The organism is Alteromonas sp. 1_MG-2023, from assembly GCF_030547075.1.
Taxonomy (GTDB): domain Bacteria; phylum Pseudomonadota; class Gammaproteobacteria; order Enterobacterales; family Alteromonadaceae; genus Alteromonas.
This window is the reverse complement of the sequence record NZ_JAUOQH010000025.1, coordinates 1-20,448: the sequence shown is the minus strand read 5'-3', so window position 1 is coordinate 20,448 and position 20,448 is coordinate 1. Positions and strand designations below refer to the sequence as shown.

Sequence of the window (20,448 nt, the reverse complement as noted above, 5' to 3'; positions counted from 1 at the left end):
TTATTCCCCTGGTTCGAAATGCGCTTTCTCTTCCTGCATCACTTGCTTAAGCTTTTTAAGCCCAAGACCTAGCTCGCGGCCACGCTTTCTAGCAAAAGCACTGCAACCAACAAACATACCAACACAAAGCAGAATTTCTAATGCTGCGTACCAACGCTCTTCAGGTACCGCATACGCCACCGTACATCCGTGCATTAAGTAAAACAGTACAACAAAATTTGCCCAAGCATGCGTATAAGGCTTGCCCTGAATAATGCCTTTGTAAGGCAGCAATAGCGGCACTAAATACACCAGAGTAATAAATACTGGCGAATAGGTAAGGGTTTTATTCAGAAAAAACTGCCACGCAATAATCCAAAAGATTAATAAGCTATGACAAACGAGTGCCAAATAACGATAAAAACGGGTATTAGGCGTCATGTGTTTTCTCCGATTGCGATAACCACAGTGCGATGGCTAATTGTGCCAGACGTTTACCTTGTGCAATACATAAAGATTTTTCATCTTCAGTAAGCGTAATTGTACTGTCGAGGGCGACATGGCTCACGCCATAAGGGCTGCCACCACTTCGAGTTTGATGAAGCGCAGGTTCACTGTAGGGAAGGCCACACATCACCATACCGTGATGAAACAAAGGCAGCATCATGGAAAGTAACGTAGATTCCTGGCCGCCATGCATTGAAGAACTCGACGTAAATACACAGGCAGGCTTGTTAATTAACGACCCTTTTAACCATTGGCTGCTGGTGTTATCTAAAAACTGCTTAACTGGCGCAGCCATATTACCAAATCGGGTTGGGCTACCTAGCGCAAGGGCGCTGCACTGCTCAAGCTCTTGTAGAGTAACTATAGGCGCAGCATTTGGGTTTTTAACCCCTGAACTTGCGTCGTCAGCGTTAGCATTTAGGCTTGCTACACTGCGCACTATTACTTCAGCTTTCACGGCTGATGTAGCTGATACAGCTCGACTTGATAGTTCAGCAATCGCGCCTTGCGCTATAGCATCAGCCAGCTTTTTCGTGCTGCCATGGCGGCTGTAATAAAGAATTAAAATAGGGCCCATTATAAGATGTCCAACACTGCCTCTGGTGGTCTTCCGATACGCGCTGCATTGTTAGCTATCACTACCGGGCGTTCAAGTAACTTAGGGTTTTCTACCATGGCAGCGAAAAGCTGCTCGTCAGTGGTTTCTTTAGCACCTAAGCCCATGGCTTTATAAGCATCTTCTTTAGTGCGCATCATGTCGCGCACAGTGTCGACGTTAAGCTGCCCGAACAAGGTGTTAAGTTCAGCAAGGCTTAGCGGCGTTTTTAAATATTCTACTACGGTAGGTGATATACCTTTTTCTTGCAGTAAGGCTAAGGTTTGGCGGCTTTTAGAGCAGCGCGGGTTATGTAATATAGTAACCGAAGACATAGTGTCGCCTCGTTGTTTAATCGTTGCCAAATTTTGGCGCTGACTATTGCTTGTTTGAAAGTGTTTTTCAAGGTGTTTTTCGAGGCGTCAGTGCCTAATGGGTGATAGTAACTCAATATTAATGGCGTTTAAGCCCGTTAAGAGTGAAAGAGCACGTAATAGAGTGAAAATAAGCAAATAGCGATACGCGTACAATTTCGGGCGTATAAATTAAGGCTCATAACTTTAGGCTTATAACTTTAGGCTCATAACGTAAGGTACAATAAGTAGAGTGCATGATTTGATGCATAAAGCGCTCGATTGAAAAAGCTTGCTATTAAAAACACAGCAAGGCATGTTTGCACACCATGAGGGGTAGCAAGTATACCGCTGTTTTAAAAGTAAAAGAGGTACAAAACATGTCAAACTCTATGAAGCAAGGGCTACTTATTGCACTGGTAATGTTGCTGTCGGTAACGGCTGGAGTTTGGTTTTACAAATACAGCCAAACCGACTTTGAAACCCTTCAAGGGGAACAGTACAAATGGCGCGATTTAAAAGGTGATTGGGTCATCATTAATTACTTTGCACCTTGGTGCGCACCGTGTTTACGAGAAATGCCCGAGCTACATCAGTTAAATAAAAACTTGCCGCCGAAAACGCATTTGTTCGCGATTAATTACGACGTACTGCCTGTTAGCGATTTACAGGTAATGATGAATAAGTTTGAAATTACACTGAATGTGATAATGGCTAACGAAGAAACACATCTTCCAATCAGTAAGCCGCCGTATTTACCGGCGACTTATATTATTGGTCCTGAAGGGCAGGTACGAGCCGAAATCTTAGGCGAAGTTACTGCTGACATTCTTACCGACAAAATTCACGAGCTGCAGTCGCTGTGAAGCAGTCGCTGTGAATGCAGTCGCTGTGAATGCAGTCGCTGTGAATGTAGTCGCTGTGAATGCAGTCGCTGTGAACGCAGTAGGCGTATACTAAAGCCGTTGTAATCGCTCTTCTTGATCTCTAAATTGCTTTATTCTCGCTCTAATACGTTGCTTTTGAAGATGGTCATCATCTTTGGCAAAGTTATAAGCGTATTGCAGTTCATCTACCGCACGGCTATAAGCGCCATATAACGCATAAACTTCTGCCTTACTTTGATGCATCTGCGAGAAACGCTTGGCTTTTTGATAGGCTTCAGACATAAGCTGGTAAGCAATTTGGTATTCATCGTTTACCAGCAAAAAGTCTTTTAATAAGCTGATTGCATTGTCATATTGACCTGCGCTTATCATGGCATTTGCTTGGTTTAACGCTAAAACTTGATTGCGTGGGCTGTTTTCTACGTAAGGCGACAGCATCTCAACCGCTTTTAACGGTTCCCCTTTAGCAATATAAATGTCTGTAGCAGCATCAAGGTAAAATAAGTTGCCGCCATCTTTGCTTAACAAATCACCCATAATGATGTCTTGCGCTTTGTCGTATTCTTCAGTGCGCATGTAGGCTAACGCTAAGGCATACAGCGAAGCTTCTTTCACGCGATAAACCTGCGCTTCAACCTGAGCAGTAAAATACTCAACGGCGTACTCGGGTTCAAACGAGTATCGCGCCATTATTCTGGCTTTAGCTAATTCAAATTGTTTGCTTATAGGTACAAAGCGAGAAGGGTAATCATTTGCACGTGAACGGGCATCGGCAATACGGGTTTCGGTTAATGGGTGAGTTAGTAAGCGTGCTGGCGGACGAGATACATTCCGGTATTCCTCAGCCATAATGGAAAAGAAATCTGCAGCGCCATTGGCATCAAACCCCGCGCGAGACAACATCGCAATACCAATGCGGTCAGCTTCTTGCTCGTTCGAGCGAGTATAGTCGATTTGCATTTGCACAGAGGCGGCTTGACCCGCCTGCATTGCTGCCATACCTGCCTGAGGGCTGGCCATGGCAATTAAAACGCCCCCAATTAACGATGCAATAGCAAGTGGCGATGAACGCTGCTGTGCTTGCATGCTACGGGCAATATGCCGTTGTGTTACGTGAGATATTTCGTGAGCCAGTACCGAAGCTAATTCACTTTCCGTGTTTGCTCGGCGCATTAACCCTGAGTGAACACCAATATGGCCGCCAAAGAAGGCAAAGGCGTTAATGGCATCGTTATCTACCCAGAAAAAACGAAAAGGAAATTTAGCATTTTCGGCGTGAATAACTAAGCGGTTACCTAAATCTTGAAGATATTCATCTAAAACAGGATCTGCAATTAGCGGGCTTTGGCCTCGCATTTGGCGCATAACAGCATCGCCAACTATCATTTCCTTATCTAAGGATATGGCGTCGGAAGCTACTACGCCTATTTCAGGTAGCGCATTTTTGTTACTGTAATTCGCGTCTTGCGCAATACTCGACAAGCTTGCTGTAACAAGGAAAGACAGCACAACGAGTTTTTTAGATAACCTTTTCTTCATGTACCTGTTATTAACTGAACAATACTGTAATACGTATTAGAGCACCAAAGTTGCATTTCAGTTTCAATTATTTGCTATGAATTTTATTATTCTGCCTAGATAAGTAGGTTAATGCCAGTTTTAGTGTAATTCTGTAATAATAATTAACCATGGTAATTGTACAGTTGCATTAACGTTTAATCGTCTTACCAGATTGATTTTAATGGAAAGTGTATTGCCCGATGATGAGTGTTTACACTATGATGCGTATCCTATTCTTAAAATTTCTCAGGAAGCTTTTATGATCAATGTGTTTGGTCGCTGGTACCGACGCAAATTTTCCGATCCTGATGCAGCGATGCTGCTTATCCTTATACTAATAACAACCGCCGCGCTGCTATTGTGGGGTGAGTTAATCATGCCTGTGTTAGTGGCTGCCATCATTGCCTATTTGTTAGATTGGCCTGTCACCCATATGGTTCGAATTGGTGTCAGTCGAGCTATTGCTTGCGGCATTGTGCTACTGGGTTTTGTTACGCTAGTTATCTTTATGTTGATAGGGCTAGTGCCCATCGTTACACGGCAAAGTATTAATTTAATTCAAGAAACACCGTTAATATGGCAAAAAGCACAAGATTGGATCTTAACCTTGCCAGACAAATACCCTGATTACGTTCAGGTATACCAAATTCATCAAATGATGGAAGGCTTGAATGAAAAATTGGTGGGTGTAGGTGAAACGCTAATATCAGCGTCGTTTAGTAATATAGCGAATGTAGCTGCGTTGCTTGTTTACGCTGTGCTGGTGCCGCTAATGGTGTTTTTCATGCTAAAAGACAAAATGTATTTTTTAGAAAGCATTTCACGCCTTTTACCTAAAGAGCGGCGGTTAATTAGCCAAGTTGGCCATGAAATGAACTCGCAAATTGCCAACTACATTCGTGGCAAAGTAATCGAAATCGTAATTGTAAGTTTAGTGTCATGTGTCACCTTTGCGTTCATGGATTTACGTTACGCCATATTACTGGGTGTGTTGGTAGGTATTTCTGTACTTATTCCTTATATTGGCGCAGCAGTTGTCACTATTCCTGTTGCCGTAATGGCGTTGTTTCAATGGGGCTTAACACCTGACTTTTGGTATCTATTTATTGCTTACTCCATTATTCAAGCGTTAGATGGAAACTTATTGGTGCCATTGCTTTTCTCTGAAGCAGTAAGCTTACACCCACTGTATATTATTATTGCAGTGCTGGTATTTGGTGGCCTATGGGGCTTCTGGGGTGTTTTCTTTGCGATACCGTTGGCAACGCTAGTAAAAGCGTTAATAACCGCATGGTCGAGCAATCCTGCCGAGATACCCGCAGAAATACCTGTTGTAGAAAACGTTTAATTCGTCGAAAGTGAAATTTGTGCTAACGCACAGAGCGTGTATATAGAAAAAGGGCGGTAGTGTGAACTATCGCCCTTCTTTTTTAACTCACGAATTTGGATGCTTTCGCTAGTTATTTGCGTTGTTTAATCAGTTCTATTAGCTTTGAATCAATACCTATCAATTCCAAATCAGTACTGATACCGAGCCTGACATAACACGCATAACAGGAATTACTTGTTATCAGCCAAATAATCTAAAACTACCGTGTGATGCTCTTTGGTTTTAAACTTGTTGAATACGTGTTCGATTACACCGTTTTCATCCACTAAAAAGCTTAAGCGGTGAATACCGTCGTATTCCTTACCCATGAATTTTTTCAAACCCCATACACCAAATGCATCAGCCACTGCATGGTCTTCGTCAGACAATAACGTAAAGTTCAGGCTTTCTTTTTCAGCAAATTTTGGCAAGCGCTTCACTGCATCTGGGCTAATACCCATCACTTCTACATTTAAGCCATCTAATGCGTCTTTGCTGTCACGTAAGCCTTGAGCTTGAACGGTGCAGCCAGGTGTCATGGCTTTAGGGTAAAAATACACCAATACTTTTTTGCCTAAATAATCAGATAAAGTAACGGTTTCATCATTTTGGTTTTGAAGTGAAAATTGTGGTGCTTTATCACCAGCTTGAAGCGTGTTCATTTGATTCCTTAATATGTTTATCTACAACTTTACCGGTTACATTGAGTTCTTCAAATAACGCAGTTAGTTCTGATTCTAGTGCAGCAAAATCTTCAGAAGCAGGCATATTCACAACGAACTTGCAGCGCATACATTCATTTACACACTTAGCTGCTTTATAGGTGGCTTGTCTGAATGCGCTAATCGACGCGTTACGTTTTGCAAAAAAGCCGGTAACCGCTTCAATAAGGCCAGCGGTATCTTCGCCGCTGAACTCAACGTGAAATAAATGATCGAGATTTTGCTTTTCGTGGTGACTGGTACGTTTCATCATGGAAAGCAGATCGAGGCGTTGGCAAAGGGGAGGTACCGTACACTCAGCACGAGTGATGGCAGACTGCGAGCCTTCTATGATCATAGTAAGTGAGAACTCTTGACCATAAACGGCTTGGCGGCTATCTAAAATGTTGCACTGGGCTTCTGATACCGTGGTCGCAATTTCGCTTAATATACCCGTTTTATCTGTACCTAAAATGGTAACAATCAGTTGGTGCTGAGACATTAAAACCTACATCACAGGAAACGTATTGGGTGATGGTAGCATAGAGTTTTTTTTTAGTACCAGCGGCTTTTTCTAGTATTGATGCAGATTATTGTCAAATTCTTGTCATTTAGGCGTGAGATAGCTTGTGTTTAGCTACCGACATATTTACCATGTGCGCTCATATTTTGCGGAGAGATTATGTTTACTGGTAGTTACGTAGCACTCGTCACGCCGATGTTTGAAAACGGCGACATCGATTATAAGTCACTTGAAAAGCTAGTGCGCTTTCATGTTGAACAGGGCACACATGGTATTGTGTCTGTTGGCACCACTGGCGAGTCGGCCACCTTACCGTTCGATGAACACGTAAACGTAGTGAAAGAGACCGTTGCTATGGTGTCTGGCGCTATTCCTGTTATTGCAGGTAGTGGGGCGAATTCAACTGCCGAAGCGATTTTTCTTACCCAACAACTTGGTACCGCGGGCATTGATGGCTTCTTAAGTGTTGTGCCTTATTACAACAAGCCTCAACAGGCTGGTATGGTAGCGCACTTTAACGCTATTGCAGATGCCAGTGAATTACCTGTGCTTCTGTATAACGTACCAGGCAGAACCGTTGCCGACATGTTGCCAGAAACCGTTGCACAACTTTCATCTCACAAAAACATTGTGGGACTAAAAGATGCAACCGGCGATATCGCACGTTTAAAAGCCACGCAAGCGCTTGTTCCTTCAGACTTCGTTTTACTTAGCGGTGATGACGGCACTAGCAGTGAATTCATGTGTGAAGGCGGTCATGGAGTTATTTCTGTAACAGCAAACGTGGTTCCAAAGGCCATTGCACAAATGTGTGAAGCGGCTTTAGCAAAAGATTTTGATAAATGTCGCACTATTGATGAAAGCATCGAATTGCTTCACACCGCGCTATTTATCGAGCCTAACCCAGTTATTCCAAAGTGGGCTTTATACAAAATGGGCATGATGGAAAGTGCACAAATGCGATTACCTATGGTTTTACCGGAACTTGTAAGCCAAAAACATATCGAAGAACTATTACAAAAATACGCATTGATTTCGGGTTAATAAGGAACACAGATGAATAGAACGCTGGCTATAGTGAGTTCGATGGTAGTAATCGCACTTGCAGGTTGTTCAAGCCAAACAGACAGAAAGACGGCTTCAGGTACGTATAAATACTTAGAAACGAAAGAACAAAAGCAAGTTAAAGTTCCAGCCGACTTAGATGCGCCAACTTTTTCTAGAGAGTTTGCAGTACCTGACTTAGACGATAGCGTAGATGAAACTTTGGTTGGGAAGAAGTTGCTTGTGCAATCCCCAGCATTGGTATTGCCGCTAGTAACAGGTTCGCACGTAGAAGAAGGTAAAAGTACAGCTACGATTTGGTTCGACCAAGTTGATGATAGCCAGCCGTTAAGCCAGGCCATTTGGAACTCATTGTTGAGCTTCCTTGATGAGCAGGGCATTGGCGTAGATTTCTTCGATCCTGAACAGCAAGTGTTAAACACTGACTGGATGATCATCAAAAAAGAAATAGACAGCCCTTGGTATAGCTGGACTACTACAGAAAGTGAAATTGGCCGTCGTTTCGAATTTGTTCTAGATGTGAAACCTCATGGCAGAACCGCTGCACTTTCAGTTGATTTAAAAGATTACTTGGCAACCACTGGCGAAGACGTAGTCGCAGAAATATCTACTATGCAAGAACGCCGTGAAGAAGTTGATGTACTTAACCAAGTGATTGGCCACTACGAATATCAAATTCAGTTACAAGAAACACGCAGAATTGCGCGTATTCGCCAAGGTCTAAATACTGAAATGGGCTTTAACGATGACGGCAACCCAGCCTTTATGGTTGATGCACAGTACGATGTGGTTTGGCCACGTATGCTGCTAGTTTTGCGTAAACTTGGTTTCGACGTTAAAGACTTAGATAAATCAAACGGTTTACTGTTTGTTTCCTATAATGGTGGTGATGCTGGTTGGTGGGGCGGTTTGTTCTCCAAAGAACAAGCGCTACTTGAAAAAGGCGACTATCGTTTGAAAGTTTCACGTGCAGGTGAAAGACGCAGTTCAGTGACTTTCATGAATAATGAAAGCGAACCTTTTGAAGCCAATCAGGTTTCAGACCTTTACGGCAAATTTGCCGAGGTCATGTCAGAAGATAACCTTGATCTATAATTGAGACTGAGAATGGAAAAACGTGACGAGCTTTACCGCGGTAAAGCAAAAACTGTGTATTTTACCGACGATAGCAACAAGTTAATTCTGCATTTCAGAAACGATACGTCTGCTTTCGATGGCGAAAAAATTGAACAGCTAGACCGTAAAGGCGAAGTGAACAACAAGTTTAACCATTTCATTATGACTAAACTTGAAGAAGCCGGCATTGCTACGCAAGTAGAAGCGCTGCTTTCAGACACTGAGTCTTTAGTTAAAAAGCTAGACATGATCCCAGTGGAATGTGTTGTTCGTAACCTAGCGGCAGGCTCTTTGGTTCGTCGTCTTGGTGTAGAAGAAGGGCAAACGTTGGCACCGCCTGTGTTTGAGTTCTTCCTAAAGAACGATGCTTTGCACGATCCAATGATTAACGATTATCATATTGTGTCATTTGGTTGGGCCACAGAAGCGCAAATTGCTGAAATGAAGTCGTTAACGTTTAAAGTAAACGCTGTGCTTAAATCGTTGTTTGATGAAGCTGGTATGTTGCTAGTAGATTACAAACTTGAATTCGGTGTTGATCCTGATGGCAACATTGTTTTAGGTGATGAATTTACACCAGACGGTTGCCGCTTGTGGGACAAAGAAACCCGTAAGAAGATGGATAAAGACCGTTTCAGACAAGGCCTAGGCTCAGTAGTTGAAACTTACATTGAAGTAGCAGAACGTTTAGGCGTTGAACTGTAACTGCTTCTTATTGTAAAGATTGAACGAAAAAAGGACCCATAGCGGTCCTTTTCTTTTGTCTGTAAAAAGGCAAATTAGCGGTATTGTATTTTTGTGAATACAGAAATTTGAAATTTCAATAAAATAGCAGTGAAGCGCTAATAAGCGTATTAAAATCAAAACCATGGTAAAAAGGGTTTTTATGTGTGAGTTGTTGGAGAGAACAAATGGGTAACACGTTTGGATTAGTGTGTATTGCCATGCTGGCGTTTGCTGCCAATTCGTTGTTGTGCCGAATGGCATTGGCTAACACAGATATCGATCCTGGGCTTTTCACCACAATACGCTTGGCCAGTGGCGCCTTGTGTTTAGCACTTTTAGTTGTGTTCACTACTAAACGTTCACCTTCAACAGTAGACACAAGCGCCGCTGCGAATAAAAATAGCGCCGTGACGGTTACAAATAGCCCAGTAGCGGCAATTAAACAACAAGCCTCTTTGCTAGGTGCGCTAAGTTTATTTGTTTACGCTATTGCGTTTTCTTACGCATATATCTCCATGTCGACAGGCACAGGCGCACTCCTTTTATTTGGCGCGGTACAACTTACTATGATTTCAGTGGGGCTATTAAAAGGCGAACGCTTTGCGGCATTTCAATGGTTAGGTTTCTTACTCGCCTTTGCGGGCCTGGTTATTTTGCTTTTACCGGGGGCTAGCGCACCGCCATTATTGTCTGCACTACTAATGATTAGCGCCGGTGTTGCATGGGGCTTTTATTCCTTGTTGGGTAAAAAGAGTAATGCACCATTGCTGCTTACCGCAGGTAATTTTTTGTATGCCACGCTGCTTACCATTCCTTTAATCATTTGGTTGTGGGTGAGTGATACGTGGCAGTGGAGTAACGACGGTGTAATTTATGCACTTGCTTCTGGCGTACTGGCATCTGGCTGTGGCTATGCCATTTGGTACAAAGCGCTCCCCTTAATTCAATCGACAACGGCCGCTATCGTGCAATTAAGTGTTCCGGTAATTGCCACACTTATGGGCTGGGCGTTTCTGTCAGAAGCCATTAGCGTTCAAATAGTGGTGGCCTCGTTAATGACCCTAGGTGGTATTGGGTTAGTAATACAAAAGAGGCGAAGTTAATGGAATTCAGACTGGTTTTGAAGATGTACTAGTTAAACTAAAGTTTAACTAGAGATGTTGGTAAAATCGCTCAAAAAGTAGTTAACTACTAAATAAGGGTGATGTTAACCAAAATAGCACTAACGCTTTAGAGGGCTACCGTGAGCTTATTTACCAAAATCCGAAGAGCACTTACTGTTTCAAAATTTAAACGCCACGATTTAAAAATTATTGAAACTATTCCTACAGAAACTTTCGCAATCATCTATTTTCAATTCAAAGAAAAAGGCTGGGAGCTTACCAACGCCCGAGGCGATCTGGATGTGAGTCTTGATTCATGGCAAGGCAAACTTCGAAAGGGTACCAGTACATTAGTCTTCAAGTGGAATAACGATGACGAAGGCGAAATAGCGGGGTTAACTCGAATTGTTGAGGGCATTGGTAAAGACTTCAACTTAACAGTGCAATCTTTTCCTAGTAAATGAATTGGGTGCGGGCTAGGGGCTAACTTTTTAAAAAAGATGATGTGAACAAGCATAAGGGAAACAAAGCTTGCCCACATCATTTTAAAACCAACAGAACTGTTATGTCAGAGCGATTAAAGTAATAACACGCTGTTACTAATGCAATTTTTACTTACAGCCTTCGCTCTTGGCGTTAAATAGTAGCATTCGAACTCGTCCTTCGAACTCGGCCTTAAATAACGGCTTATTATCACCATCTTCTGATTCAACCACTAAAAACGGTAAGACGCTGAAACTCTGAAGCGGCGCGGTGCACCTGGCTCAACCCATACTTCAGCAAAAGAGTTGGTGTAATGCTCTTTGTCGAAAAGGTTGTCTACTTCTGCACGTACTATTAAGTTTTCAACTGGTTCAATTTGCGCAAAAGCACGTACGGTTGTGTAACTAGGCAAATAGAAGTCTGTTGCCGTTTGCCCTAAACGCTCATCTACGTATAACAAGCCAGTGCCTAGGCGTACTGGCATATCTGAAACCGTAAGGCTTTTCCCGACTTGAACGCTTAACTGATTTTCAGGAACGTTAATCAGCGGATCGCCCGATTCAATAGCGGCCACAAAGTTAGCATCAGCAGCATCATTGGTGCTTTCAGCATCGATATAAGCGTAAGACACCCACAAGCAAATGCCGTTGCTAAACTCAGCGTTAACATCTAGCTCAACACCACGACTGCGCGCTTCGCCGCCGGGGGTTAAAAAGAACCCATCAGAGGCTTCATCGCTGCTATCGAACACTAAAATATTACTTTGCTCGATGTTGAAGATAGATAATGTGATATCGCCGCGTACATCATCAAAGAATGACGTTAAGTCGGTTTTAACACCCACTTCAGTAGACTCAGACTGATTTGGTTCAAATGGGTTACCCGCATAATCAGAACCCGTTAGCTGACGGAAGCCTTCACCGTACGTGGCGTAAAAACTAATGCTGTCATCAAGCAAGTATACCGCTCCTAACTGAGGTGAAAATTGGGTATCATCTTGCGATGTAATAGAAACCGGATCGCTTAAGCGGTTCTGGATTTCTTGTTCGAATTTGTCAATTCGGCCACCAAAGCGCACTTGAAATTTATCGGTAATGTTAACTTGGTCTTGAATGTACATACCCCAAGCTTCTTGAGTTTCTAAGCGGTCTAAATTATCTGACAACTCAACATCAGCCAAAGGCGAGTAATCTGGGTTAAGAATATCTACCACAAGATATTGGCTTAAATCCAAATCGTTGATGTTTGTGTCGTCTGAGAAATACGGTGGGCGGTAGCGCAAGATAACTTGATCGTTTTCAAACTTATCGTAATCACCACCAATAATAACGCGATGGCTAACTGAACCTGTATCGAACTCACCGGCAATTTCGCCGCGCAGTACTACGTAATCGGTTTCAAAATCGCGGTAGCGTTTAAAGCGAGACAGTAGGGTTTGATCTGGGTCGATGAACAAGGTTTGGCGACCTTCGAAGTTGGTTTCTAACGCATTACCTTCAAAGGTAGTGTCTCGCAAGCCAGCGCCAATAAGCAGGTTCCAGTCATCGTTAAGCTCGTGAGAAATCTCAAGCTGGTGCCCAACTACATCAGTGTTAATTCTATCGCCTGATGGGTCGCCCACGAAGGTTTCAATAGGCTGAATGCCTAATTTACCATCTACCGCTATTACGCCACGATCGAAAGGAATTTTCTGTTTCGTGTATTCTAGCTCGTAGGTAATACGGGTATCTGCAGAGAACTCCCACGTAACAGAAGGGTAAAAGCCTAGCTTTTCAGTTTCTACGGTATCTCTAAAGCTTTCAGCATCTTCATAAAAACCAACAACACGTACACCAATGTCTTCTTTAACACCTACTACCGTTTGTACGTCGGCTTCAACACGTACTTGTTCCCAACTGCCGTAAGTGGCTTTTACTTCACCACCAGTAAAAAATTGTGGACGCTTAGTGACTAAGTTTACCGCGCCGCCAGGTTCACCGCGGCCAAACAAAGCCGCTTTAGGGCCTTTTAATACTTCCACATGATCAATGCCAGCCAAATCACGAGGGCCACCAAAGCCACGGCCAGCATTAAAACCATTTACCAAGAACCCACTTGGTAAGTTTTCATCACCAGAAAAACCACGAATTGCAAAACTATTCCACAGTCCACCAAAGTTATTCTGCCTTGCTACGGAAGCAGAAAGGTCTAACGCATCATTTAAGTTAATGGCACCCGCATCACCAATTAAGCCCAAGTCGATGTCTTGTGCTGCGGCAGGCACTTCTTTGTATTCAAACGCGCCTTGATAAGCGCGGTGCATGCCATGTACCGTAATTTTTTCTACTTTTTCTTCTTCGCTCTGTGCATTACTTTGGGCATTTGCTTGAGCATCACTTTGAGCAAAAGTCGGCGCATTGAAAAAGGCAGCAATACTGATGGCGAGTGTAGATTTCACCCAGTTATTTTTCATTGGTGTTTTCCTGTGTGTTCATTGGTGTAGTAGTAAATTGTGAAGATGTAGTGAATTGCGGTAAGCGCTTAAGGCTTGATTCTGAAAACTCAGGCGCAGCAAAAAGTTGTTGGTAGTAAAACTCGCGCAACGACGCGTGAAAAGCGCGCACCTTATTTTCATAATCAATCATAGATTGCACGTTCGTACTTGCAGTGTTCGATAACAAACGCTGGGTTAGCAACGAAGGCGATAGCAAAGAGACATAGCCCGCCAGCTGATTTTTTCGAATAGTGGCTTGCTGATACGCGTTAGAAAGTTCGCTTGCACTTTCATCGCCAACTTGTTGAAACGCGAAGTACCACTTCCAGTTAAACGAGCCATCACGCTTAGGATCGTAAGCCGTGTAATCAGACCATTGTGGGTGAGTTTCAATAAACTTTTCCCACGTTTCCTCAACGGGTTTATCCCATGCACCGTTTACGGCTTCACGCTGTGTAAGGACTATTTTGCCACCTTCAGGGGTTTCAACCGCAGCATTAATAACGGTATGACCGGTAACAGGTACGATTACGGTGGTAATAAGCCATACGCCTAACATTAACGAAGCAAGATGAGTGGCACTGTATTTAGCAAAACGTTGTGCTGCGCCAATGGCTAATACAATGGCAGACCACACACTTATAGTACCCAGCACGATAATGCAGGCTAACAAGATAGAGCTTACAGAAGCGCCATTCACAATCGCAAAGGCCACAAATGGAACCAGCGTAACTAACGCTAACGGAACCAGCGTAACGAGGGTACGAGATGTCCATACCGCATGGCTATTACGCGCCGTAACGTTAAGTAAGTCGAAGCGTCTGGCTTCACGCTCTTTGGCTTTTAAATCGTACAGCAGCAAAATAATAAACAGCGGTAGCAGTACGCTTACCACAAAGGCAAAATCGAAACGCCCTAAAAACGCCAATTCTGGGTTGTCGGTATCGCTTTCGTAAATTTGGCCTTCAAGGGCCAACATACGTACACGATGTTTCCACGGGAACACATCACGTTCGCCAACAACCGCAAAGGCTAGGGGAGAAGGCGGCGCATACGTTAGGTGAAATGCGTAATAGGCCACCATGCCGTAACTATCTTGATGCGAAAGCACAGCTTCACGCTCTACCTGGTCTTTTTCTAGTAAGCGTTCAATAGTGGCTTGTTGTGCCTGCATTTCCGCATGACCCGACCATAAGGCCGCAGTACTTAATAGAAATACCACTAACAAAGTGAGTTTAAATTGGCGGTGGGCAAATACAAACCCTGCTTCGCGCTTAATATCGTTAAACCGCATCATGGGTTTAGTCTCCTTACTGCAAGCTTAAGAAGTAGGGCAGCAACACCCACCCAAAGAAGAAGTTGTAAACAATACATGGCAGCACTGCTTAAGCGCGCCATCGGGGCTTCTGGCTGAAAACTAAATTCAGATAATACTGCCCAGTTACTGGCTTCAACTACCGCTTTGTCTGCGGCTTCTTCGCTTGAATTGCGGTTCATATCCAGTTTGTAATCTAGCTTTTCTACATGCACCTTATTTAAGCCTTGTACAAACTGCATACGTAGGATTTCAGCTTCACGTAAAAAGCGGTGATGGGTTTCAATACTGGTGCCTGCAAGCAACGTTGAGAATGAACGCAGTGCAACGGTAGGCGAAAGCCAACCAAACTGCCTAGCAATACGCGCTTGCGCTAGTTCTTCTTGCATGCGGCTTTCAGCAAATTCATTAATCACAACAGCTTGGCGCTGTTCAGAATATTGCGCCACTATGCCTCTGAAGTTCACGGGTAGGTCGTCTACAGAATTTACGTTGTACTTATCTAGCAGCTCTTGTTTAAGCTTAACGAAAGCCGGATCGTTAACATCGTGACCATCACCTAAGTTTCGAAGCTTTTCTTCTACTTTAAAGTCGGCTTCTAACTTACCGATAGAAGGCTCTACACTGGTAGCCACACTGCTTCCCATTCTAGGTAGCAATATGCAAGCGCTCATCCAAATAACAATAAGCACGGTAAAGCTAGCGCTACTTTTTTCAAACAGCGTAGAGCAGGCGGTAACCACCACAGCCCATAACAAGAAGTAAAGTGCGTAACCTAAGCAGAAAAGCGTTACCACTAACGCGCTTTCATTGGAAAAAGCGACATACAAGCAGGCTAGTAGCAATGGCAATAAGAAAATACTGCTAGCTAGCATTAATGCCACTAGCTTTCCTAGCACCAACTGCCAGCGGCTAGCGCCTTGGGTAAGTAATAAGGTTAGCGTGCCTGCTTCACGTTCCCGCGAAACGCTGCCGTAGCCAATCAGAATAATAAACAGCGGCGCCAACACTAACGCCAAAAAGCTTGGCGTTAAACTACTAAAGCGAGTAAGCCCTGCAGACTGGCGCTGCTCGGCAAACATGGCACTGTTTTGCCTGTGACCTTCCAAGAAAATAGCGTTACCTGTGTAAGTGTCTACACCAGGCTCTATTACGCTAAGCGGGGTAGGTGTACGAAACACATAATGCCCGTAATGCACCATGCGGTGGGGGTGTTTATCTGGCTGCGATAAAAAGCGTTCTTCAGCTTCATGTTGAAGGTTTTCTCTGGCGTGCGCTGCTTCTTCAATATGAAAGGCATTTACCACAAGCGCTGCTAGGGTAAGTACACTACCCAAAATTAACACCGTAGTGGCAACCTTGGTTCGAAGCCAATAACGCCACTGCTCAGCACAAATGGTTTTTATTGTATTGCTCATCATTATTTACGCCCAGCAAAGGCTGCGTGAACGGCTTCGGTATCGATAGGCGTATCGCCCACACGTTCGAATGAACCGGTAAGCTTGCCGTTGCTTAATAGCACAATGCGGTGAGCAACCTGACAAGCGCCGTACACATCGTGAGTTACCATAAATATGGTGGCACCATTGTTGGCTAACTCAGACACTAGCGAGTTAAATTCATCAATAGCGGCAGGATCTAGACCAGAAGTAGGTTCATCTAAAAACAGCACTGGGGCATTACGTAGAATGGCTAATGCAATAGCGGTTTTCTGCCTCATTCCTTTTGAGTAGTTCGATAAAGTGTTGTGCCATGCATTTTCCTGCAACGCCACTTTATTAAGGGCTTCATGAATAGCGTCATCCGTTTTCTCGACACCGGCTACCGACAAAAAGTAGCGAATATTTTCATACCCTGAAAGATGACCATAAAGGGTTACTGATTCAGGCAAATAAGCCACCGACTTTTGCACTTCGTTGGTATTTTCTGCTACCGACATGCCCATAACAGACGCTGTTCCAGTACTAGGTTTCATTAGCCCTAAAAAGGTTTTAAGGGTGGTGGATTTACCCGCACCGTTTCCACCAAGAAGGGCAAATACTTCACCTTTGCCTACTTCAAAATTAAGGTTATCGAGAATAGTACGTTGATCTATGCGTACCGATAATTCACTAGCGCTGATTACAGATTTTGATGTCATTGATTTGCGGTATAAAGTCGAAATTTGTTGATATGTTATATTGTAACAATTGCAATGTGAAATATTTTTAGCAATTTTGGTTTATAAAGCTAATAGGCGGTTGGTAAAAAGCCGTTCTTATGATGCTGTATCACTTAACAAAATAGGCATACGATAGACGCAAACGACACTTACTATTATCTTGTTGTTATTCATCGTTTAAGAGTATGTTGTAGTGTATATTTTGTATGGTTCAGAAGTGTCTTTGTACACGGGTAAAATTCGCGCTTACCTTAAGTATAAGCAACTGCCTTTTACCGAGGTATTATCTACTGTATCGGTATACAAGAAGATTATTCGCCCGAAAACCGGTGTTACCTTTATTCCGGTGGTTAAAACACCCACAGGTGAATACTTACAAGATACCGCCCGCATTATTGATTACTTTGAAGCTCAGACTCGGGAAAATACACAATCGAATATCCAGCCAATCGCCGACAGCAATCATCTATCAGTAGTACCCACCACATCGGCACAGCACCTTGTAAGCGAACTATTCGCCTTATGGGGCGATGAATGGTTGGTTATTCCCGCCATGCACTACCGCTGGAATAAAGATAACTTCCCTTTTATCTATGAAGAGTTCGGGCAAGTAGTTACCCCCAAAGCACCAAAATTTATTAAAGCGTATTTCGGTAAAAAGCTAGCCAAAAAATTCCAAGGGTTTGTGCCACTGTTAGGCATTACCGAAAAAAGTATTCCTTATATTGAAGACTGGTATGAAAACACCGTTCTGCACTATTTAAACGAACATTTCGCCACACACAAGTATTTGTTGGGCGATAAACCCTGCACTGGTGACTTTGGCTTACTAGGCCCATTGTATGCCCACTTGTACCGCGACCCAGTTCCCGAGCAGTTAATGGATAAAATAGCCCCCAATGTAGCCGCGTGGGTTAAGCGCATGAATAACCCAAATACTGCACAGCAAGCAAATACTTCTGCTAGTAACGATACCGATACCCCTGCCAGTACCCCTGCGTTTTTAGAGAACGATGAAATACCCGCAACCTTGCTGCCACTATTAAAAGATATGTTCACTCAGCAGTGGCCAGTGTTGAAAAACACTTCAGAAGCGTTAACCGATTGGCGAGAAAAGAATGCGAGTAGTGAAAATACTTTGCGCTTTATCCCAAGAACAATAGGTCAGCACAGTTTTAAAATAGGGCGTGGCGAAACTGGATATATAGGAGAGCAACGCTTTATATCGAGCTTTCATCAATACAAATTACAACGGGTGTTAGATGTGTTTAATAGTATTGAACAGCCACGCCCGGAATTGACGAAACTGTTAGAAGAAGTAGGGGGCTTGGAATACATGCGGTTGGACGTGAAAGACAGGGTGGCTATTGAACGGAATAGATTGGTGTTTGAGTGAGTTGGGTTGAGGTTGTTAGTGGTGTGTGTTTTTATGCAGTGGTTTGAGGTTTTGGACTCACTGATAATAAAACGGAATTATTCCGGAATGTGGGGGCGCTTTTGAAAGGTTGGATTGTAGTGGATTGATACAATGGGATTTTTGTGCGAAAGTTTGTGAATTAGGGAAATTATGTACGGAAACTTTCCATCTTGTATAAAGGAATTTTTCGATATAATAAGCTGTTAGGCGTCATTTACTTACAGTATAAAAAATAGGTTCAGCCGTGACATTCCAGCATCAAGGTTGTTTCGCTAGGTTGTCTTTGCGGCTTGCTTTTTCAGTAGTTTCAACGACTTTAGCAACGCGCTTTTAATCAACACCGCAACGCCAACATTCTGCATTACCAGCTTTCTAGACTCGCTCTTTTATTCAGCATTGCCGTTAACATCTAGCATTTCGCACAGGGTTGTTTTATCTTAAATTCAATAATTTAAGTACGCGGTCTAATTGGCTAGTGGTGGCAGCAAAGCTGCGTACATTCCTTTGTACGCCTAACAAAACGCTGTTGGCACTCCCTCCGGTCGCTGGGACGCTAACACGTGGGCTGGCTCGCTTCGCTCGGATTTTAGCCCACGTGCTAGCGCCCCAAAGCTTAGCGTTATAAGGCGTCAGCCTAAACTGCGTTTGGCTTAATACAAATCCCAGTGCAACTGCCCTCACCTGTTTTCATTAGCATCGTACTGGCTTGTGGTAGGTTTAAATCCGCCGCTTTCAATTCAAAGGTTGCGCATTAGGCGCTTTATCGCCAAGTTATTATTCAACGTCAACAAGCGCCAATGCGTTTGACAGTTCAAATGGCGGCTAGCTTCAGTCAAATCAAAAACATCAATGCACAGTCGTTTTTCTTGTCTGTGTTAACAATCAATCGTATGCTGGCTTTATCAGTTTTTAAACAGACCAAGGGAACTGGCTCTGCTTCTAACAAAGCGCTTAAGACCACTCCCTTCGGTCGCTCGGACGCATTTACGCGGGGCGGCTTCGCCATTATGCCCCCCGCAACTGCGCCGCTTAGCTTAATGTTATGTACCAAAAGGAATTTGAATGCACAAGAATAATCAACTATTCATCGCTGGTAGTTTAAGCATCTTAGCTGCACTGCTTCATGTCAGTTGTATTTTCGGTGGTCCTGATTGGTATCTTTTTTTTGGTGCTGGTCAACGTATGGCTCAACTCGCTGCCCAAGGCGACCCGTACCCCACAATTGCAACTTTGGTAATTGCTTCAATCCTTACTGGCTGGGGCTTATACGCATTTTCTGGTGCAGGTATCATCATCAAATTACCATTCCTAAAAACATGTTTAGCTTTAATTACTGCCATTTACTTGTTGCGTGGTATCGCAGGCTTAGTTGGTCCTTTTTTAACTTCAGACCCTGTGGTGCACCAAAATTCAATAACCTTTTGGTTAGTCAGCTCAATTATATGCTGTATTTATGGTACGTTTTATTTATTGGGCACAGTAAAGTTATGGCGGCAGTAAAAAGTGTGCTGGCACATAACAAAAAAATTAAGTTCGCCCGCTGCGCGGGCTGGGACGCAAACATGTGGGCTGCTCACTTCGTTCGGATTTTAGCCCACATGCCTGCGCCCCTTATTTAAAAGTTAGGCGTCATTTACTTACAGCATTAAAAAGTAGGTTAAACCATGACATTCCAGCATCAAGGTTGTTTCGCTAGGTTGTCTTTACGGCTTGCTTTTTCGGTAGTTTCAACGGCTTTAGCAACGCGCTTTTTATCAACACCGAAACGCCAACATTCAACATCACCAGTTTTCTGAACTTGCTCTTTTATCCAGCAATACCGTTAACATCTGGCATTTCGCACAGGGTTGTTTTATCTTAAATTCAATAATTCAAACAAGCTGGCTAATTGGCTAGTGGTAGCAGCAAAGCTGCGTACTTTCCTTTGTACGCCTAACAAAACGCTGTTGGCACTCCCTCCGGTCGCTGGGACGCTAACACGTGGGCTGACTCGCTTCGCTCGGATTTTAGCCCACGTGCTAGCGCCCCAAAGCTTAGCGTTGGTATGACTCCCCTTGTCAATAAAAACCGAGTGTCTCCCTGACATTTTTTCGGTCCATAATTAGCTGTTTTCTG

The 20,448-nt window shown here is 43.5% G+C and carries 20 protein-coding genes; 10 read left to right on the top strand and 10 right to left on the bottom strand.

What is annotated here, in order from left to right:
• Genes Q4561_RS18750 through arsC form a run of 3 tightly spaced genes read right to left on the bottom strand, consistent with a single transcriptional unit; the run spans position 1 to position 1,416 of the window.
• Complete coding sequence (locus Q4561_RS18750; RefSeq protein ID WP_303462781.1) at positions 1–420, bottom strand: DUF2069 domain-containing protein; 420 nt, start codon at positions 418–420, stop codon at positions 1–3.
• On the bottom strand, positions 410–1,063 hold the full coding sequence (wrbA, locus tag Q4561_RS18745; protein WP_303462780.1) for an NAD(P)H:quinone oxidoreductase: 654 nt from the start codon (positions 1,061–1,063) through the stop codon (positions 410–412). Before wrbA ends, Q4561_RS18750 begins: the two co-directional genes overlap by 11 nt.
• Complete coding sequence (gene arsC / locus Q4561_RS18740) at positions 1,063–1,416, bottom strand: arsenate reductase (glutaredoxin) (RefSeq protein ID WP_303462779.1); 354 nt, start codon at positions 1,414–1,416, stop codon at positions 1,063–1,065. The genes wrbA and arsC overlap by 1 nt, the downstream gene beginning before the upstream one ends.
• Positions 1,417–1,814: 398 nt before the next feature.
• Here arsC and Q4561_RS18735 point away from each other — a divergent pair, with 398 nt between their 5' ends.
• On the top strand, positions 1,815–2,300 hold the full coding sequence (locus tag Q4561_RS18735; RefSeq protein WP_303462778.1) for a TlpA disulfide reductase family protein: 486 nt from the start codon (positions 1,815–1,817) through the stop codon (positions 2,298–2,300).
• Between the two features lie 90 nt (positions 2,301–2,390).
• Here the strand turns inward: Q4561_RS18735 and Q4561_RS18730 are convergent, their stop codons facing one another.
• Positions 2,391–3,860: a M48 family metalloprotease gene (locus Q4561_RS18730; protein ID WP_303462777.1), complete on the bottom strand. Its 1,470-nt coding sequence runs from the start codon at positions 3,858–3,860 to the stop codon at positions 2,391–2,393.
• 280 nt (positions 3,861–4,140) lie between these two features.
• Here Q4561_RS18730 and Q4561_RS18725 point away from each other — a divergent pair, with 280 nt between their 5' ends.
• Positions 4,141–5,229, top strand: coding sequence for an AI-2E family transporter (locus Q4561_RS18725; RefSeq protein ID WP_303462807.1), 1,089 nt, complete (start codon positions 4,141–4,143; stop codon positions 5,227–5,229).
• A 212-nt stretch (positions 5,230–5,441) separates the two neighbouring features.
• On the opposite strand, the gene bcp is transcribed toward Q4561_RS18725, so the two are convergent.
• Both bcp and Q4561_RS18715 read right to left on the bottom strand, forming a co-directional pair.
• Entirely contained in the window at positions 5,442–5,912 is a 471-nt protein-coding gene (gene bcp / locus Q4561_RS18720; RefSeq protein ID WP_303462776.1) for a thioredoxin-dependent thiol peroxidase, read from the bottom strand.
• Positions 5,890–6,453: a glycine cleavage system protein R gene (locus Q4561_RS18715; protein WP_303462775.1), complete on the bottom strand. Its 564-nt coding sequence runs from the start codon at positions 6,451–6,453 to the stop codon at positions 5,890–5,892. Before Q4561_RS18715 ends, bcp begins: the two co-directional genes overlap by 23 nt.
• 180 nt (positions 6,454–6,633) lie before the next feature.
• Here Q4561_RS18715 and dapA point away from each other — a divergent pair, with 180 nt between their 5' ends.
• The 5 genes from dapA (at position 6,634) to Q4561_RS18690 (ending at position 10,948) form a co-directional block, all read left to right on the top strand.
• Positions 6,634–7,518, top strand: a complete 885-nt coding sequence (gene dapA / locus Q4561_RS18710) for a 4-hydroxy-tetrahydrodipicolinate synthase (protein WP_303462774.1) — start codon at positions 6,634–6,636, stop codon at positions 7,516–7,518.
• A 12-nt stretch (positions 7,519–7,530) separates the two neighbouring features.
• Positions 7,531–8,634 carry an outer membrane protein assembly factor BamC gene (bamC, locus tag Q4561_RS18705; protein WP_303462773.1) on the top strand — a complete coding sequence of 368 codons (1,104 nt, stop codon included), beginning with the start codon at positions 7,531–7,533 and terminating at the stop codon, positions 8,632–8,634.
• 12 nt (positions 8,635–8,646) lie between these two features.
• Positions 8,647–9,360: a phosphoribosylaminoimidazolesuccinocarboxamide synthase gene (gene purC, locus Q4561_RS18700; protein ID WP_303462772.1), complete on the top strand. Its 714-nt coding sequence runs from the start codon at positions 8,647–8,649 to the stop codon at positions 9,358–9,360.
• A 206-nt stretch (positions 9,361–9,566) separates the two neighbouring features.
• Positions 9,567–10,484: a DMT family transporter gene (locus tag Q4561_RS18695; RefSeq protein WP_303462770.1), complete on the top strand. Its 918-nt coding sequence runs from the start codon at positions 9,567–9,569 to the stop codon at positions 10,482–10,484.
• 140 nt (positions 10,485–10,624) lie between these two features.
• Positions 10,625–10,948 (top strand): hypothetical protein, encoded by a 324-nt coding sequence (locus tag Q4561_RS18690; RefSeq protein ID WP_303462769.1) that lies wholly within the window; start codon positions 10,625–10,627, stop codon positions 10,946–10,948.
• Positions 10,949–11,199: 251 nt separating this feature from the next.
• Here the strand turns inward: Q4561_RS18690 and Q4561_RS18685 are convergent, their stop codons facing one another.
• From Q4561_RS18685 to Q4561_RS18670, 4 genes are read right to left on the bottom strand one after another with little or no spacing between them, the layout of a single operon-like run.
• A complete protein-coding gene (locus Q4561_RS18685; protein ID WP_303462768.1) occupies positions 11,200–13,419 on the bottom strand; it encodes a TonB-dependent siderophore receptor in 2,220 nt (739 codons plus the stop codon).
• On the bottom strand, positions 13,409–14,737 hold the full coding sequence (locus tag Q4561_RS18680) for a DUF3526 domain-containing protein (RefSeq protein ID WP_303462767.1): 1,329 nt from the start codon (positions 14,735–14,737) through the stop codon (positions 13,409–13,411). The genes Q4561_RS18685 and Q4561_RS18680 overlap by 11 nt, the downstream gene beginning before the upstream one ends.
• The gene (locus Q4561_RS18675) at positions 14,734–16,176 is read right to left on the bottom strand and encodes a DUF3526 domain-containing protein (protein ID WP_303462766.1); all 1,443 of its coding nucleotides are present in this window, start codon (positions 16,174–16,176) and stop codon (positions 14,734–14,736) included. The genes Q4561_RS18680 and Q4561_RS18675 overlap by 4 nt, the downstream gene beginning before the upstream one ends.
• The gene (locus Q4561_RS18670; protein ID WP_303462765.1) at positions 16,176–16,895 is read right to left on the bottom strand and encodes an ABC transporter ATP-binding protein; all 720 of its coding nucleotides are present in this window, start codon (positions 16,893–16,895) and stop codon (positions 16,176–16,178) included. The genes Q4561_RS18675 and Q4561_RS18670 overlap by 1 nt, the downstream gene beginning before the upstream one ends.
• 214 nt (positions 16,896–17,109) lie before the next feature.
• Here Q4561_RS18670 and Q4561_RS18665 point away from each other — a divergent pair, with 214 nt between their 5' ends.
• From Q4561_RS18665 to Q4561_RS18655, 3 genes are all read left to right on the top strand, one after another.
• Positions 17,110–18,312, top strand: coding sequence for a glutathione S-transferase family protein (locus Q4561_RS18665; RefSeq protein ID WP_303462764.1), 1,203 nt, complete (start codon positions 17,110–17,112; stop codon positions 18,310–18,312).
• Positions 18,313–19,130: 818 nt separating this feature from the next.
• Entirely contained in the window at positions 19,131–19,409 is a 279-nt protein-coding gene (locus tag Q4561_RS18660) for a hypothetical protein (protein ID WP_303462763.1), read from the top strand.
• Entirely contained in the window at positions 19,396–19,833 is a 438-nt protein-coding gene (locus tag Q4561_RS18655; RefSeq protein ID WP_303462762.1) for a hypothetical protein, read from the top strand. The genes Q4561_RS18660 and Q4561_RS18655 overlap by 14 nt, the downstream gene beginning before the upstream one ends.
• Positions 19,834–20,448 lie beyond the last annotated feature (615 nt).

Coding starts and splice junctions, on each gene's coding strand:
- Q4561_RS18750 (WP_303462781.1), bottom strand. CDS start 420: ATGACGCCTAATACCCGTTTTTATCGTTATTTGGCACTCGTTTGTCAT.
- wrbA (WP_303462780.1), bottom strand. CDS start 1,063: ATGGGCCCTATTTTAATTCTTTATTACAGCCGCCATGGCAGCACGAAA.
- arsC (WP_303462779.1), bottom strand. CDS start 1,416: ATGTCTTCGGTTACTATATTACATAACCCGCGCTGCTCTAAAAGCCGC.
- Q4561_RS18735 (WP_303462778.1), top strand. CDS start 1,815: ATGTCAAACTCTATGAAGCAAGGGCTACTTATTGCACTGGTAATGTTG.
- Q4561_RS18730 (WP_303462777.1), bottom strand. CDS start 3,860: ATGAAGAAAAGGTTATCTAAAAAACTCGTTGTGCTGTCTTTCCTTGTT.
- Q4561_RS18725 (WP_303462807.1), top strand. CDS start 4,141: ATGATCAATGTGTTTGGTCGCTGGTACCGACGCAAATTTTCCGATCCT.
- bcp (WP_303462776.1), bottom strand. CDS start 5,912: ATGAACACGCTTCAAGCTGGTGATAAAGCACCACAATTTTCACTTCAA.
- Q4561_RS18715 (WP_303462775.1), bottom strand. CDS start 6,453: ATGTCTCAGCACCAACTGATTGTTACCATTTTAGGTACAGATAAAACG.
- dapA (WP_303462774.1), top strand. CDS start 6,634: ATGTTTACTGGTAGTTACGTAGCACTCGTCACGCCGATGTTTGAAAAC.
- bamC (WP_303462773.1), top strand. CDS start 7,531: ATGAATAGAACGCTGGCTATAGTGAGTTCGATGGTAGTAATCGCACTT.
- purC (WP_303462772.1), top strand. CDS start 8,647: ATGGAAAAACGTGACGAGCTTTACCGCGGTAAAGCAAAAACTGTGTAT.
- Q4561_RS18695 (WP_303462770.1), top strand. CDS start 9,567: ATGGGTAACACGTTTGGATTAGTGTGTATTGCCATGCTGGCGTTTGCT.
- Q4561_RS18685 (WP_303462768.1), bottom strand. CDS start 13,419: ATGAAAAATAACTGGGTGAAATCTACACTCGCCATCAGTATTGCTGCC.
- Q4561_RS18680 (WP_303462767.1), bottom strand. CDS start 14,737: ATGATGCGGTTTAACGATATTAAGCGCGAAGCAGGGTTTGTATTTGCC.
- Q4561_RS18675 (WP_303462766.1), bottom strand. CDS start 16,176: ATGATGAGCAATACAATAAAAACCATTTGTGCTGAGCAGTGGCGTTAT.
- Q4561_RS18670 (WP_303462765.1), bottom strand. CDS start 16,895: ATGACATCAAAATCTGTAATCAGCGCTAGTGAATTATCGGTACGCATA.
- Q4561_RS18660 (WP_303462763.1), top strand. CDS start 19,131: ATGCGTTTGACAGTTCAAATGGCGGCTAGCTTCAGTCAAATCAAAAAC.
- Q4561_RS18655 (WP_303462762.1), top strand. CDS start 19,396: ATGCACAAGAATAATCAACTATTCATCGCTGGTAGTTTAAGCATCTTA.